The following is a 15475-nucleotide window of genomic DNA, read 5'->3' as shown; positions in this document are numbered from 1 at the left end:
TTTGCGTACTTCCCATCAGTCTGTCCGGCCCATCCGTCTCATCCTTGATCGTCCGCCAGTTCCGCCACCCCTGTGACGCGATGCAGCGGATACGTCCGCACCTCGTCCGCCGTGTGGTCGTACGCCGTCACGAAGCCGCCCTCGACGCGGATCGGGGCGATGACGCGCTGGCTGGCGGCGCCCTCGGCGTTGACATAGCCGATCCACAGGGCCTCGCCCGTGAGGACGGCGGCCTGCATGGTGGCGAGGGTCTCGGCGGAGGTGGTGCGGGGGAGGTCGCCGCCCGGCGCGGCCGACGCGGTCGGCTTGCGGGGGGCCGTGGACGCCAGGTCGCCGGCCCGGATCGCGCGGATCGCCGCCGCCAGGAGCGTGGTGTCGGGGGTCGGCGGGCCGTCGGGGACCGGCTCGGGGGCGGTGCGCGGCGGGGTGCGGTGGGCGTCGGCGCGGGTGATCAGGACGTCGCCCTCCGCCGACTCCGCGGCCGGTGCGAAGCCCATGGCACGCAGCCCGTCCAGGAGGGTCGCCGGGTCGGCCTGGGTGGCGAGGACGGTGGGCGCGAGACGGCGCAGCCGCAGGGCCGCGGCGCGCTTGTCGGCCATGATCTCGTTGAGCATCGTGTCGTCGTCGCAGCGGACGTACGCCGAGGCCGCGCCCACCCGCAGATGCCCGTGTTTGCGGGCGACGTCGTCGATCAGGTACGTGAGCGGCTGCGGTACGGGGGTGCGGGAGTGGGCGCTCAGGAAGGCGTGCAGGTCGGTGGCGGTGCGGCCCGCGTCCAGGGCGCGCCGTACCGAACCCGGGGTGAAGCGGTAGACCGTGGCCCCGCCCTTCGACTCCACGTCCGCCAGTACGTCCAGCATGTCGGCCAGCGGGCGCTTCAGCGGGCCGGGGGCGACCGCCGTCAGGTCCGCCTGGAGCAGCACGTGGTCCAGGGGTTCGGGCAGGAGCGGCGCGAGGAGACGGCCGGCCGCCGCGGAGGCGGTGGCCTGCTCGGTGGGGGAGAGGGGCTCCACGGTGAGCGGCACGTGGTGGACGGGCAGCTTGTCGCCGGGGCCCTCCTGCGCGGGCTCGGCGTCCTTCGGCGCGGGTGAAGGCGCGGGCGCGGGCGCCCCGAGGAGCGCCCTGCCGTGCGCCGACAGCGCGCCCCGGCCCGTCACGCCCAGCATCTCCGCCTCCGACAGCGCCCAGGTCGCGAGCCGTCCGCGCAGGTCGTCGCTTTGCTGGGGCCCGCGCAGGGGCCGTTCCCAGCGCAGCCGGGCGAGGACGGACTCGGCGGACGGGGAGGCACCCTCCGGCAGCCCGGCCAGCAGGCTCAGCACCCGGTGCCGTACCTCCGGGGCCGCGGAGCGGTCCAGGCCCGGGCCCAGCGCCGACAGGGTGCGGTCCTTCGCGTCCCGCCCTCCGACGACGCCCGCCGTCCGCGTCGCCGTCAGCCACGCCTGCGCCAGCTGCGCCCAGCGCTCGGCGGCCGGCAGCTCCAGCCACTCGTCGTAGGCCGGGGTCGCCGCATACCGCTCGTCGGCCTCCCCGTCGGAGGCCAGCAGTCCCGCCGTGTACGCCAGCTCGACCCAGAAGGCGGCGACGGGCTCGGACACGTCGAGCGCGACCGCGGTGCGCTTGAGGTCGCGCACGCTGAGACCGCCCGCCCGCAGCACCGTGGGCCCGCCCTCGTCCCAGTCCTTGAGGAGCTCCTCCACGGTCGCCAGCGCCGTGTACGCCTGCCCGGCCGCCGTCGCGTCCACAACCTGTGGACGGTGCGTCGCCGTCACCTCCAGGGCGGGCGGCAGCGGCTCGACGGCACGATGCGCCCGGCCGCCACGCAGATGCAGGGCCACTTCCCGGGGGAGTACGACGGTCCCGGGCGCCGTCGGCAGCAGCAGGCCCCGGTCCAGGAGCCAGCGCAGGCGCGGCGCCGGATCGGCCGTCACCTGCCCGTACGGCGGCCCCCACACCAGCCGGTCCAGCACCTCCCGCGATTCCGGGGGCGCCTGGGCCAGCAGCGCGGTCATCCGTGCGCGGTCGCCGTACAGGGCGGTCAGCGAGGCCACGGCGGAGACGGAGTCGTGCGTCGAGGGCAGCCCGACCGCGGTGACGATCTCCTGGATCCGGCCCGGCGACATACCCGCCGCCGCCTCCTGCACCGTGGGCCCGAGCCCTGTGGGCGACGGGTGCTGCGGCGACGGCGCGAGCAGCTCACGGGCCGTCCGCACCAGCCGCAGCCGGTCGTCCCCGCCCCACACCAGGGCCTGCTCACGCAGGGTGCCCAGGGCACGGGGGAGCGCCGCCGCGACGGCCGGGTCGCCCCCGTCACCGCTCATCAGCCCGAGCAGCTCCTCGTACCCGGCCGGGTCCGCGGCCACCGCCAGCGCCTCGGCCGTCTGCAGCGCGAAACGGTCAAGCCGCTCCAGCGCCCGCACGACCGACGCACGGGTACCGGCGCGGGTCGCCAGCTGGGTGAGGTCGGTGGGGACGGGCGTGATGAGGTCGGGGCGGGCGCGCAGCAGTGCCGCCAGGGAGGCGTCGTCCCTGTTGCGCAGTGCCTCTGCGAGTGAACGCGGAGCGGCCGGGGTGCTCATCCGACCCACGGTAGCGGGTTGCCTCCGGCGGTTGGGCGGAGCAGGTGCGGGGGAGTGGGGTCCGCGTCCCTGGGGGCTCCGCCCCCAGACCACCGTCGGCCTGAACGGCCTCGTCCTCAAACGCCGGACGGGCTGGATTGGCTAACGGGACGTTTCGCAGGTGACCTACGGATGAACTTCGGCAGGACGATTGCGGCAACCCTGGCCACACTCGGCACCCACTGGTCACCCTGGGCTCCCTGTCAACTGCACGGTGGCTGCGGGCGATTGGGTGTTCGACGGACACGGGGGAACTGGGGGCCCGGGGTGAACCTCGACTTCGACAAGTGGGTTGCTCTCATCAGCGTCGGCTTCCCGTTCGCCGCGTTCCTGTGGGAGTTCGCCGTCGTCGGCCGCAAGCGGCTCGGCTACCGCGTACAGATGGACACGCTCGCCGCGGACGCCACCCAGTCGCCGTACGCCGGAGTGCTGCGGGACATGCAGCAGGACGGCCACCAGCTGAAGGATCCTTCCTTCGTCCTGCTGCGGATCGAGAACGCCGGCACCGCCCCGATCGAGGAGGGCGACTACCTCACCCCCGACAGCGACCCGTGCGGCATACGCGTCACCTTCCGTGAGCGCCAGGTCGCGGCCCTGGTGGTCACCGAACTGAGCCAGGACGAACTGCGCGACTCCTTCATCCGGGACAACCAGGCCGTGCCGGGCTTCGGCCACGACAACCACCTGCCCGAACGGCAGGGCGTCATCCGGCTGCCGAAGGTGAAGCTCCCGGTACGGGCCGAGTACAAGGTGCTCGTGGTGCTGGAGCGCTGGCCCGACGACCAGAGCCGGGAGCCCTTCCCGAAGCCCGTCTTCCGCGGTGCCGTCGGTGGCCGCCGCCGCTGGTCCGACCCGCTGCTGCGGTTCTTCCGGTTCAAGGTGGCCAGGACGGAGAGCCATGTCTTCGCGTCCCGGCCCGCCTGGTTCGGCATCGTCCTGCTGGCCCTGGCCGTCATGGTCCAGGCGGGCCTGACCCTGTTCGTACGGGACGAGCCCGCCCCGCTGGACTGCGTCGGAGGCACCCTCCACCTCGGCGGCTCCACCGCCTTCGCCCCCGCGGTGAAGGCCGCCGCCGACGAGTACGTGAAGCTGTGCGCGGCCAAGGGCGCGAAGATCCCCGTCGACGGCGGCACCTTCCAGGGCAGCGGGAACGGCGTCGCCGCGCTGGAGAAGACCGGCGCGGACGCCGGGATCTCGGGCGACGAGGGGCTGCGCGACCACATCGCCTTCACCGACGGCCCGGCCGAGGGCAACCACCCCCAGATCCTGCCGCGCCCGATCGCGTACACGCTGTTCACGCTCGTCGTCAACGAGGACGCCAAGGTCCGCAACCTCTCCCTGCGGCAGGTCCGCGACATCTACGCCAGGAAGATCACCAACTGGTCCGAGGTGGGCGGCGCCGACCTCCCCGTCCATCTCGTCGACCGCTACCGCAACTCCGGCACCCGCAACGCCCTGGAGAAGCGCGTCCTCAAGGGCCGGCCCGTCCCCGAGGCCGACGTGAACGACTGCACCGCCCTGGACCGCGACAAGCCCGGCGTCTGCGAGGCCGACAGCACCGACAACCTGCTGGACCGCACGGCCGCCATCCCGGGCGCCCTCGGCTACAGCGAGGTCAGCAGCGTGACCTCCGGCCGCCTCGTCAAGCTCCGCATCGACGACATGCCGCCCACCCTCGACGGCGTCGAGAACGGCACCTACCCGTACTGGCAGACCGAGTACGCCTACACCTACGGCGAACCGCCCGCCGACTCCATCGCGGCCGCCTTCCTGCGCTACCTCACCGACCAGGGCGGCAAGGACGTCCTGCGCGTATACGGCAACCGTCCCTGCTCGGAGACGCGATACCCGCTGGTGTGCCGGCCGACCTGACCCGCGGCCTGCGCTACCGTCGTCACGGGAAGCATTACGGGAAATCCAACGCACCCACCCCAAAGGGGACTTCGTGGGTATCGAGAGCGACAAGGTCGTCTACGAGTATCTGAGCCGCGTCGGCGACGTGGCGCAGCAGCGGCAGCTGCCGTCCGCCGCACGCATGCGCCTGGTGTCGGAGCTGCGGGGCGAGATCGACCGCCGCCGGGCGAAGGCCACCGTCGACAGTCCCGCCGCGGTCCGCCGCATCCTCTCCCGGCTCGGTACCCCCGACGAGGTCGTCGCCGCGGCGGGAGGCACCACCCCGGCACCGGAGCCGACCCCCACCCAGGTGCCGGTGCAGCGGGACGACGAACCGGACGACAGCAGGCGCCTGCCGAAGAGCCTGCGCCGGGTCGTACCGCGCCCGCGCCCCGCGGAGCCGGCGCGGCCCGAGACGACCGCCCCCTCCCCGCCGCACATGGCGAGCGCCGAGGAACTCGGCAACAGCGCGACCCGGCCCGACTGGTGGCGGGTCGACAGCACCCCCTTCGGCGAGAGCGTCCCCGGATTCACCGGCGGCGTGGAGATCCCGGACCTGCTCAGGCCGCCACGCCCCAAGGAACTCGACAAGGAGCCGCCACCGGCAGTGGAGCAGGCCCCGGAAGCCGAGGAGGAGACCGCACCCGAGGCCCCCGCCCGGCGTCGCCGCCTCGCGCTCCCCGCCGGCGGCTGGAGCAATCCGCTCCTCCTGATCGCCGCGGGCCTGCTCGTCGTCGGCGCGATCCTCGGCAACTGGTTCGCCCTGCTGCTCGGCTGGCTCATCGCCTACGCCTCCCGCCGGCTCACCCGCAACGAGTCGAAGTGGGCGGTCATCGGCATGCCCGGCCTCGCCCTCACCGCCGGCCTCGTCTGGCTCTGGGGCAGAAACACCGGCCGCTGGGGCACCCCCATACCCCAGGGCCACATGAACGAGGCGATCGCGGAGACGTGGCCGTGGGTGGTGAGGGGCGCGGCCGTCCTGTCGGCGCTCTTCATCACCTGGCGCTCACAGAGGCGGCTTTAAGGGGCGCGGGGCTGTATCGACATGCGGCTCCGCCGCGTGGGCGCGATCAACCCCCACCCACCCGCAGCCGCCACTCGACGAAAGCGATCGAGCCAATAGGCACAATGACCCATATGGCCTACACGACCCCGTTCCCGCCCACCGTCGGCTTCGACCTGGACATGACCCTCATCGACTCCCGCCCCGGCATCCACGCCTGCTACCTGGCCCTGTCCGAGCGCACCGGGACGTACATCGACGCCGACCTGGCCATCACCCGCCTGGGACCACCCCTCGCCGAGGAGCTGATCAACTGGTTCCCCGAGGAGCAGCTGGCGGAGACGGCCGACCTGTACCGCTCGATGTACCCGACGATCGCCATCGCCGCGACCCCCGCGATGCCGGGCGCCCGTGAGGCCATCGCCGCCGTGCGGGCGGCCGGCGGACGCGCGATCGTCGTGACCGCCAAGTACGAGCCGAACGCCAAGCTGCACCTGGAACACCTCGGCATCCACCCCGACGAGGTCGTCGGCGACCTGTGGGCCGAGCAGAAGGCGGAGGCGCTGCGCGAGCACGGGGCCGGGATCTACGTCGGCGACCACATCGGCGACGTACGCGGCGCGCGCAAGGCGGACGCGCTGTCGGTGGCCGTGGCGACCGGACCGTGCAGCACGCAGGAGCTGAGCGCGGCCGGGGCGGACGTGGTGCTCGGGGACCTCACGGAGTTCCCCGGCTGGCTCGCGGACTACCGCCCGGCGCGCGCCTGACGGCGGCCCGCCGCGATCGACCGCAGCACTCCGGCGCCGGCGATCAGGAAGCCGACCCCCATGAGCATGCTCAGCCCGAACATGTACGTCGGAAATGGCTTCGCGTGGAGGAACAGCGGAGCCACAGTGACGAGTGTGGCCAGGGCACCGAGGAAGAACACGATGGCACCGGCACGGATCAGTCGGTCACCGGGCTCGGCGGAATTCGTTTGGGTTTTGTCACGCACCGGACCAGGGTAGTTCCCTGCGCGAAGGAACAACCCGGCGACGTCTTGTCACCGGCCTGAAGACCATTAGCCTTGGTACCGGCGGGTCCGCGACGACCCGCCCGAGTGCTATCAAGAGCCGTTTCCGAAGCAGTTTTCCGACGAGTACGAGGACGAGGACAGACGTGCCTACCGGCAAGGTCAAGTGGTTCAACAGCGAGAAGGGCTTCGGCTTTCTCTCCCGCGACGACGGCGGCGACGTCTTCGTTCATTCCTCGGTCCTCCCCGCCGGAGTCGAGAGCCTCAAGCCGGGCCAGCGAGTGGAGTTCGGTGTGGTCGCCGGCCAGCGCGGCGACCAGGCACTTTCCGTCACCGTCCTGGACCCGACCCCCTCGGTGGCGGCCGCCACCCGCAAGAAGCCGGACGAACTGGCCTCCATCGTCCAGGACCTGACGACCCTCCTGGAGAACATCACGCCGATGCTCGAGAAGGGCCGCTACCCCGACCGGGCCTCCGGCAAGAAGATCGCGGGCCTGCTGCGCGCGGTCGCCGACCAGCTGGACGTATAACCCTCAACAATTCCCGTATCCGCTACGGGAATTCGAGCGCATCCGGGCCGAGGGGCGGCACCAGCCCCTCGGCCGCGGCACGTGTGAGCAGCCCCCGTACGGCTGCGTAGCCGTCCATGCCGAGGTCGTGGGTGAACTCGTTGACGTACAGGCCGATGTGCTGGTCGGCGACGGCCGGGTCCATCTCCTGGGCGTGCTCCATGACGTACGGCCGGGAGACCTCGGGCTCGTCCCAGGCGGCGCGTACGGACGAGCGGATCGACTCGGCGAGGCCCGTCAGCACCTCGGCCCCCAGCGACCGCTTCGCGATGATCGCGCCCAGCGGGATCGGCAGCCCGGTGGTGTCCTCCCAGTGCTCGCCCATGTCGGCCAGCTTGTGCAGGCCGTAGTTCTGGTACGTGAAGCGCGCCTCGTGGATGACGAGCCCCGCGTCGACCTTCCCGTCCCGGACGGCGGGCATGATCTCGTGGAACGGCATGACGACGATCTCGCCGACGCCGCCGGGCACCGTGTCGGCCGCCCAGAGCCGGAACAGCAGATACGCCGTCGACTTCTCGCTCGGGACGGCGACGGTACGGCCCGTCAGGTCACCGGGCCCACGCGTGAGCACCAGCGGCCCGCAGCCCCGGCCCAGCGCACCCCCGCACGGCAGCAGCGCGTACTCGTCGAGGACGTAAGGCAGCACGGCGTACGACACCTTCAGGACGTCGAACTCGCCGCGCTCCGCCATGCCGTTGGTGATGTCGATGTCCGCGAAGGTCACATCGAGCGCGGGCGCGCCGGGGACGCGGCCGTGGGCGAGGGCGTCGAAGACGAAGGTGTCGTTCGGGCAGGGGGAGTACGCGATCTGCAGGGACCGTGCGGGGTGTACGGGCTCAGTGGTCATGCTGGTTCCAACTCTCCAGTACGGGCGCCAGCTTCCCGAAGGCCTCCGTCAGGGCCGTCAGGGCGTCGCCGATGCGCCAGGCGGCCCGGTCGCGCGGGCCGACCGGGTTGGAGACCGCGCGTATCTCCAGCACGGGCAGGCCGTGCGCGGCCGCCGCCTCGGCCACCCCGAAGCCCTCCATGGCCTCGGCGAGGGCGCGGGGGTGGCGGGCGCGCAGGGCGGCGGCGCGCTCGGCGGTGCCGGTCACGGTGGAGACGGTGAGCACGGCGCCGGTGGGCGCCCCGGTCGCGGCCGCGAGGTCTCGTACGAGTGTTTTTGGCGGACGATGGGTGACGGTCCCGAAGCCGAGCTCCGTCACCGGGACGAAGCCGTCGGGCGTCTCGGCGCCCAGGTCGGCCGCGGTGATCTCGTCGGCGATCACGAGGGAGCCGACGGGAGCCGCGGGCTGGAAACCGCCGGCGATCCCGGCGGAGATCACCAGGTGGTAGGGGCTGCCGCTCAGGGCGGCGGTGGTGAGGGCGGTCGCGGTGGAGGCGGCGGCGAGCGCCGGGCCCACACCGGCGGCGATCACCAGGTGGCCCTCGCCCGTGAACGCCCGGGCCACCGCGTCCCGTTCGACGGGGACCGCGGTGGCCACGAGGACACGTACCGAAGACACGAGGGACCCGGCGGGCTCGGCAGGCGGGGTCAGTCGTTCTTCTTGAGCTTGAAGGACCACAGGCCGGTGACGGTGCTGCCGCCCTTCTTGCCGTCGCCCGCCTTGATGGTGACCAGGGTGGAGTTGCCCTGGGCGCCGTACTGGGCGTTGAAGAAGACGCTGCCCGGGATGGTGCGGTAGGTCTTGTCGCTGTCCTCGGTCAGGGGCTGACCGTTCATCAGGACCGTCCACCGCTTGTCGGCGATCTTGGGGTCGACGCCGAAGCGGACGGTGTCGTCGGGGTCGACCTTGATGGACTTGATGTCCTTGTCCTTCAGGCACTTCGCCAGGTCCGCGGTCTGCAGGGACTTGCCCTCGCCGCCGCAGGTGGCCTCCGAGCTGACGGAGGAGCGGCCGACCGTGATGGTGGACAGCGGCGTCGGCTTGTCGCACGCCGACAGGACGAGCAGTCCGGCGGAAACGGCGCCGGCGGCGGCGACGGCGCGGCGGCGTCGCACAGCATCGGATTGCATCGAGGTCATGGGCGAAGGCTATAGGGCGTGTCCGACGCTCTCTTTACCTGGGGGGCGGCGTGCCCCTGTGTTACGCCACGCGAGGCTTGGCCGCGCCCCCGTGCCGGGCCGAGCCGAGCAGCCCGCGGACGGTGGTGAGCCAGCCCAGGGCGATCACCGCGGCGGCCAGGGACAGCCCAGCCGGGCCGTTGAGCGGCATCACGATCCCGATCGCGCCGCCCAGCACCCAGGCCATCTGCAGCATGGTCTCGGAGCGCGCGAACGCCGACGGGCGCACCGTCTCCGGCACGTCCCGCTGGATCAGCGCGTCCAGCGCCAGCTTGGCCAGCGCCTGCGAGAACCCGGCGAACGCGGCGAGGCACGCCACCAGGAACGCGCCGAAGAAGATCGCGGCCGTGATCGCCACGCCGAGCACGATCGGCAGCACCGTCACGACGATGATCTCCGGCGCCCGCTGCCGCAGCCAGGCCCCGACCGCCGTACCGAGCGCGTTGCCCGCGCCCGCCGAGACGGCCACCAGGCCCAGGGACACCGCCGCGCTCTCGCCGGTCAGCGGATGCTCGCGCAGCAGGAAGGCCAGGAAGAAGGTCAGGAACCCGGACAGCCAGCGCAGGGCCGCGTTGGCGCCGAGCGCATGGGTGACCGCGATACCGACGGTCCTGAGGCCCGGTTTCTTGACCGGCCTGATGTGCGGCCCGTGCAGATGCTGCTCGTCCGCCGCCAGCAGCGCCGTGTCCTCGCCCTTGGCCGAGTCGACCTTCGGCGCCAGGGAGAAGGACAGGAACATGCCCCAGATGTAGATCACGAAGGCGCCGTAGAGCGGCCAGCGCGGACCGATGGCATGCAGCCCCGCCCCGACCGGCGCCGCGACACCGGTGGCGAGCAGACCGCCGAGCGTGACCCGGGAGTTGGCCTTCACCAGGGAGAACTTGGGCGGCAGCAGCCGGGGCACCACCGCGCTTCTGACCACCCCGTACGCCTTCGAGGCGACCAGCACGCCCAGCGCGGCCGGATACAGCTCCAGGCCGCCGCCGGCGACGGCCCCGGCGATGATCAGCGCCAGCAGCGCCCGGGCGAGCATCGAGCCCGCCATCGCGGCGCGGCGGCCGTGCGGCAGCCGGTCGAGGAGCGGGCCGACGACGGGGGCGAGGACGGTGAAGGGCGCCATGGTGATGGCGAGGTAGAGCGCGACCCGCCCCCGCGCCTCGTCGGTCGGCACGGAGAAGAAGACGGTGGAGGCGAGGGCGACGGTGACCATGACGTCACCGGCACCGTTCACGGCGTGCAGTTCGATCAGCTTGCCGAGGCCGGACTCACCGGCCCCGTGCGCATGCGTGGCCCTTCTGATCCCGCGGGCCGTTCCGGTCACCGGGAAGTGCAGCGCACGGCCGACCGCGCGGACGGACCCGCCGAGCCGGCCCGAACCGCCACCACGACTGCGGCCCCTCGTCCCACCGACCCCGGCGGCTCCTTGGGGCGTCCTTGCGGCTGCCACTCCGTCATAGTGCCCCGAGAAACCTGTGTGTAGTGCGGTTACCGCGCGTATGGGCGCGTAGTTCCTCTGCTTTTCCCAGGTGCATGCCAGATAGTTGCCGGGCCCGCGAGGGGAAACCTCCCGTCGGTGTAGGCCGAGCGGTCGGGAGAAGGTAGCGTGCGTAGCGCGTCGTGGCGAACGTTCTCGGCCGCGCGCCTCTCGGACATCCCGCAGAATGGATGCATGAGGTGCGCCCGAGTGCGATCGGGCGCGGACGTCGACGCGGTCCCCCGGTCCGCTCCGTCCGCACCCACCGCCTTCAGGCCGGCGCACCCGAGTGACGGCGTAGGAGAGAAGCGATACCTGTGAGCGCAGCGACAACGCGAAGCCGCACCCCCGACCGCCTGTGCGCCGAGGCCGTCGACCTCGCCCGCGCCGCCGCCGAGGAGGCCGCCGCACCAGGCGTGGTCGGCGAGCATGTGGGGCTGGAGTCCGAGGGCGACCGCGTTGTCACGCACTTCTTCGAGTGCAAGGAACTCGGGTACCGCGGCTGGCGCTGGGCCGTGACGGTCGCCCGCGCCTCCCGCGCCAAGTTCGTCACGCTGGACGAGGTGGTCCTCCTCCCCGGCCCGGACGCGCTGCTCGCGCCGGAGTGGGTGCCGTGGAGCGAACGCCTGCGCCCGGGCGACATGGGCCCGGGGGATCTCCTCCCCACGGACGCCGAGGACCTCCGCCTGGAGCCCGGCTACTCCGGCGAGGACGAGCCGTCGCCCGACTCGCCGGTCTCCGAGGAGATGGCGGAGCTGGTGGAGGCGGAGGACGCGGAGGTCACCGCGGCCGCCCCCGCGAACCTCCCGGTCGCCCCGACCCGGGGCTCCATCGCTGCCGTCGCCGAAGAACTGGGCATGCGCCGCGCCCGAGTCCTGTCCCGCTACGGCCTGCATGTCGCCGCGGACCGCTGGGAGGAGTCGTTCGGCGCGAAGACGCCGATGGCGCAGGCGGCACCGGCGTCCTGCGTCAGCTGCGGCTTCCTCCAGCCGATCGGCGGCTCCCTGGGCCAGGCCTTCGGCGTCTGCGCCAACGAGTTCTCCCCGGCCGACGGCCACGTGGTCTCCCTGGCCTACGGCTGCGGGGGCCACTCGGAGGCCGCGGTCATGCCGAAGCCCCCGCAGCCGGCTCCGCCGGTGATCGACGAGACCCGGGTGGACCCGTTCCCCCTGCGGCCGGCGGCGGACTCCGGATCCGTACCGGCCGTCTCCGACGGGGAAGCAGCGGACCTGGGCCACTCGTAACCCGGCGACCACCTGCTGGGGGCTCCGCCCCCAGACCCCCGTCGGCCCTTAAGGGGCCTCGTCCTCAAACGCCGGACGGGCTGATGTTCTACGGCCGGTGCGCATCTTTCAGGCCGTCCGGCGATTGAGGAACTTCTCGCCATCCCGATCCCCCACCCACCCGCCTGGGGCGGGCCGCGGGCCGAGATTTTTGGCGCGGGTCGGCATCTTTCAGCCCGTCCGGCGTTTGAGGACGAGGCCGTTCAGGCCGATCGGGGTCCGGGGCGGAGCCCCGGCGGGGTCGAAGGGGCAGCGCCCCTGGGGTCGATGGGGGTCCCCCCGCTCGAGCGGAGCCGAGAGTGGGGGAGGGTAGGGGCGGCGGGGGCGGAGAACAACTCGCGGTACCTTCGAGCTCACGCCGATGAGGGCCGATGAGGAGAGCCAACGTGAGCAAGTTCGTGCGGCCTGCACCCGAGGGCGCGGACCCCTTCGGAACCGCCCGCCTCAGGCGAGGCGTACTCGACGCCTGGGCCACCAGCCCCGCCCGCTTCCGCGAGGACGCCAACGCCGAGGAGGACCTCGTCCTCGGCGGCTACCGCGACCGCCTCGTCGTCGAGCTCGCCCAGAACGCCGCCGACGCCGCAGCCCGCGCAGCCGTCCCCGGCCGCCTCCGCCTCACCCTTCGCGACGGCGTCCTGGTCGCCGCCAACACCGGCGCCCCCCTGGACGCGACCGGCGTCGAGTCGCTCTCCACCCTCCGCGCCTCCGCCAAACGCGACGCCCACGACACCGCGGTCGGCCGCTTCGGCGTCGGCTTCGCCGCCGTACTCGCCGTCACCGACGAACCCGCCCTCGTCGGCCGCCACGGCGGCGTCCGCTGGTCCCTCGCCGAGGCCCGGGAACTCGCCGCCGACACGGCACGGCACAGCCCCGGCCTCGGGGACGAGATCCGCCGCCGGGACGGCCACGTCCCGCTCCTCAGGCTCCCCTTCGCCGCCGAGGGCACCGCCCCCGCCCCGTACGACACCGCCGTCATCCTGCCGCTGCGCGACGCCGCCGCCACCGACCTCGCCGAACGCCTCCTCGGCGCCGTCGACGACGCCCTGCTCCTCGCCCTCCCGGGCCTCGAAGAGGTCGTCGTCGAGATCAACGGAGACAGCCCCCGCACCCTCAGCCGCCGCACCAACGGCTCCTTCACCGTCGTGGACGACTCCCGCAGCGGCACCACCCACTGGCGTACGTCCGCCGCCCACGGCCCCCTCACCCCCGACCTCCTCGCCGACCGCCCCGTCGAGGAACGCCTCCGCCCGCACTGGTCCCTCACCTGGGCCGTGCCCGTCAACGCCACCGACAGCACCCCCGCCCGCCCCCGCACCAGCGCCGTCGTCCACGCCCCCACCCCCAGCGACGAGCCCCTCGGCGTCCCCGCCCTGCTCATCGCCTCCTTCCCCCTCGACACCACCCGCCGGCACGCGGCCCCCGGCCCCCTCACCGACTTCCTCGTGCAGCGCGCGGCGGACGCGTACGCCGAACTCCTCGCCGACTGGCGCCCGGTGACCGGCGGCGTCATCGACCTCGTCCCCGGCCCCCTGGGCAAGGGCGAGCTGGACGGCGCACTGCGCCAGGCGATCCTCGAACGCCTCCCGCGGACTGAGTTTCTCCCGCCCGCCCACCCGGCCTTCCTCCCGCCCGCAGCCGAACCCGGCAAGGACCAGGACCACGACCACGACTCCGACCTCCCGGAGTCCCTGCGCCCCCGCGACGCCGAGATCGTCGAGGGCGCCGGTCACGACACGGTGCAGGTCCTCGCCGAGGTGCTCCCGACCCTCCTGCCCGCCGGGCTCGAACGACGCGTGGAACTGCGGACCCTGGGCGTCGCCCGTGTCCCGCTCACCGACGCGATCGACCGCCTCGCCGGTCTCGAGAAGGAGCCCGGCTGGTGGCGGCGGCTCTACGACAGCCTCGCCGGCGTCGACCCGGACCGCCTCTCCGGGCTGCCCGTGCCGCTCGCCGACGGCCGTACCACCATCGGCCCGCGCCAGGTGCTCCTGCCCACCGCCGACGCCGGGCGCATCGACCCGGAGGTGCTCGCCCGGCTCGGCCTGAAGGTGGCCCACCCGGACGCGGCCCACCCCCTCCTGGAGAAGCTGGGCGCCCTCCCGGCGACACCCCGCGCCGTCCTCACCACCCCGCAGGTACGGGCCGCCGTGGCCGCCTCCCTCGACGACGAGGGCGGCCTCGACTGGGAGCAGGACGCGCCCGACGCGGAGGAACTGGCCGAGACGGTGCTCGCTCTCGTACGGGACGCCGGTCTGGAACCGGGCGACGAACCGTGGCTCGGCGCCCTCGCCCTGCCCGACGAGGACGGCGAACTCGCCCCCGCCGGCGAACTCGTCCTCCCCGGCAGCCCCTTCCACCAGGTCATGCGGGCGGACGAACTCGCCACCGTGGACGCCGAACTGGCCGAGAAGTGGGGCGAACAACCGCTGGCCGCCTGCGGTGTCCTCGCCAACTTCGCCCTCGTCCGGGCCACCGACGTCGTCCTCGACCCCGACGAACTGGAGCCGCGCGAAGGCGACTACGCCGAACCCGACGACGCGGGGCTGCTGGACGCCGTGGACGTGTGGAGCGAGGACGTCCTCGACCGCTTCCCGGACACGCCCGTACCGCCGGTCGCCACCGAACTGGTCGCCGTACGGGACCTGGACCTGGTCGACGACGACAAGTGGCCGCAGGCCCTCGCCCTGCTCGCCCAGCCGCCCCTGCGCGACGCCCTCACCCAGCCGGTGCGGATCCTGCTGCCCGACGGCACGCACGAGGTCGTACGCCCCTACACGGCCTGGTGGCTGCGCGGCCACCCGGTCCTCGACGGCCGCCGCCCCGCCGGCCTGCTGGCCTCCGGCGGCGACCCCCTCCTGCGGGGCCTGTACGACGAGGCCGACGCGACCGGCTTCGACGACGAACAGGTGCTGCGGGCGCTCGGCGTACGGACCTCGGTGTCGGCCCTGCTCGACGAGCCGGGCGGCGCAGCCGAACTCCTGGACCGCCTCGCCGACCCGGACCGTGAGGTCACCGGAGCCCAACTGCACGCCCTCTACGGCGCGTTGGCCGACCTGGACCCCGAGCAGGTGACCCTGCCGGACGAGCTGCGGGCCGTCGTGGACGGCCGGGTCGAGGTCGTGGACGCCGCCGACGCCGTGGTCGTCGACTCCCCGGACCTGCTGCCCTTCACCGAGGGGGTGCCCCTCCTGCCGGTACGCCCCTCCCGGGCCGCCGAGCTGGCCGAACTGTTCCAGGTGCGGCGCCTGAGCGAGTCCGTGACGGGAGAAGTCACCTCCGAGGGCACCGAACACGACGTACCGGACTCGGTACGGGTCCTGCTGGGGGCCGGCACCCCCGCGACCTACGTCGAACACGAGGAACTCGTCGTCGACGGCGTGGAGCTGGACTGGCGCCTGACGGCGGACGGGGTCCTGCACGCGGCCACCCTGGAGGGCGTCGCCGCCGGCCTCGCCTGGGCGGCGGGCCAGTGGCCGCGGCGCTTCGAGGTGGCGGCCCTGCTGGAGGACCCGTCCCGGACGGAGGAGCTGGCGCGGGACCGGTGGTTCGACTGACGGGCCC

General features: G+C 73.3%; 12 protein-coding genes. 6 read left to right on the top strand and 6 right to left on the bottom strand.

All coding sequences use genetic code 11. The annotated features are described in order from the left end of the window. Window positions 1-38: 38 nt before the first annotated feature. Window positions 39-2576, bottom strand: coding sequence for a helicase-associated domain-containing protein (locus ABT254_RS32910; protein WP_351478178.1), 2538 nt, complete (start codon window positions 2574-2576; stop codon window positions 39-41). Between the two features lie 306 nt (window positions 2577-2882). On the opposite strand from ABT254_RS32910, the gene ABT254_RS32905 reads away from it, so the two are divergent. The 3 genes from ABT254_RS32905 (at window position 2883) to ABT254_RS32895 (ending at window position 6278) form a co-directional block, all read left to right on the top strand. Then, complete coding sequence (locus tag ABT254_RS32905) at window positions 2883-4487, top strand: PstS family phosphate ABC transporter substrate-binding protein (RefSeq protein ID WP_351478176.1); 1605 nt, start codon at window positions 2883-2885, stop codon at window positions 4485-4487. A gap of 73 nt (window positions 4488-4560) precedes the next feature. Then, the gene (locus ABT254_RS32900; protein ID WP_351478173.1) at window positions 4561-5532 is read left to right on the top strand and encodes a hypothetical protein; all 972 of its coding nucleotides are present in this window, start codon (window positions 4561-4563) and stop codon (window positions 5530-5532) included. A gap of 104 nt (window positions 5533-5636) precedes the next feature. Next, the gene (locus ABT254_RS32895; RefSeq protein WP_351478170.1) at window positions 5637-6278 is read left to right on the top strand and encodes an HAD family hydrolase; all 642 of its coding nucleotides are present in this window, start codon (window positions 5637-5639) and stop codon (window positions 6276-6278) included. Here ABT254_RS32895 and ABT254_RS32890 read toward each other — a convergent pair. Continuing rightward, complete coding sequence (locus tag ABT254_RS32890; protein WP_030941140.1) at window positions 6257-6505, bottom strand: hypothetical protein; 249 nt, start codon at window positions 6503-6505, stop codon at window positions 6257-6259. The genes ABT254_RS32895 and ABT254_RS32890 overlap by 22 nt on opposite strands. A gap of 164 nt (window positions 6506-6669) precedes the next feature. Between ABT254_RS32890 and ABT254_RS32885 the strand changes: the two genes are divergently transcribed. Then, window positions 6670-7053 (top strand): cold-shock protein, encoded by a 384-nt coding sequence (locus ABT254_RS32885; protein ID WP_351478168.1) that lies wholly within the window; start codon window positions 6670-6672, stop codon window positions 7051-7053. Between the two features lie 22 nt (window positions 7054-7075). Here the strand turns inward: ABT254_RS32885 and ABT254_RS32880 are convergent, their stop codons facing one another. The 4 genes from ABT254_RS32880 to ABT254_RS32865 all read right to left on the bottom strand — a co-directional run bounded on the left by ABT254_RS32880 (window position 7076) and on the right by ABT254_RS32865 (window position 10604). Beyond that, window positions 7076-7939: a 1,4-dihydroxy-6-naphtoate synthase gene (locus ABT254_RS32880; protein ID WP_351478167.1), complete on the bottom strand. Its 864-nt coding sequence runs from the start codon at window positions 7937-7939 to the stop codon at window positions 7076-7078. Next, window positions 7929-8597, bottom strand: coding sequence for a futalosine hydrolase (locus tag ABT254_RS32875; RefSeq protein ID WP_351478164.1), 669 nt, complete (start codon window positions 8595-8597; stop codon window positions 7929-7931). Before ABT254_RS32875 ends, ABT254_RS32880 begins: the two co-directional genes overlap by 11 nt. Window positions 8598-8626: 29 nt before the next feature. Further along, window positions 8627-9118 carry a DUF2771 domain-containing protein gene (locus ABT254_RS32870; RefSeq protein WP_351478161.1) on the bottom strand — a complete coding sequence of 164 codons (492 nt, stop codon included), beginning with the start codon at window positions 9116-9118 and terminating at the stop codon, window positions 8627-8629. A 61-nt stretch (window positions 9119-9179) separates the two neighbouring features. Beyond that, on the bottom strand, window positions 9180-10604 hold the full coding sequence (locus ABT254_RS32865) for an MFS transporter (protein ID WP_351478158.1): 1425 nt from the start codon (window positions 10602-10604) through the stop codon (window positions 9180-9182). Window positions 10605-10948: 344 nt separating this feature from the next. Between ABT254_RS32865 and ABT254_RS32860 the strand changes: the two genes are divergently transcribed. Both ABT254_RS32860 and ABT254_RS32855 read left to right on the top strand, forming a co-directional pair. Continuing rightward, entirely contained in the window at window positions 10949-11875 is a 927-nt protein-coding gene (locus ABT254_RS32860; protein ID WP_351478155.1) for a DUF3027 domain-containing protein, read from the top strand. 425 nt (window positions 11876-12300) lie between these two features. Beyond that, entirely contained in the window at window positions 12301-15468 is a 3168-nt protein-coding gene (locus ABT254_RS32855; protein ID WP_351478152.1) for a sacsin N-terminal ATP-binding-like domain-containing protein, read from the top strand. Window positions 15469-15475: the final 7 nt, after the last annotated feature.

Source organism: Streptomyces sp. NPDC001137 (assembly GCF_040298885.1).
Taxonomy (GTDB): Bacteria; Actinomycetota; Actinomycetes; order Streptomycetales; family Streptomycetaceae; genus Streptomyces.
Note: the sequence above shows the minus strand (reverse complement) of the source record. Positions and strands in the feature narration are given on the sequence as shown.

What these genes read in the sequence shown, in the direction of transcription:
- ABT254_RS32880 (WP_351478167.1), bottom strand. Translation starts at nt 7,939, where the DNA reads ATGACCACTGAGCCCGTACACCCCGCACGGTCCCTGCAGATCGCGTAC.
- ABT254_RS32910 (WP_351478178.1), bottom strand. Translation starts at nt 2,576, where the DNA reads ATGAGCACCCCGGCCGCTCCGCGTTCACTCGCAGAGGCACTGCGCAAC.
- ABT254_RS32895 (WP_351478170.1), top strand. Translation starts at nt 5,637, where the DNA reads ATGACCCATATGGCCTACACGACCCCGTTCCCGCCCACCGTCGGCTTC.
- ABT254_RS32870 (WP_351478161.1), bottom strand. Translation starts at nt 9,118, where the DNA reads ATGACCTCGATGCAATCCGATGCTGTGCGACGCCGCCGCGCCGTCGCC.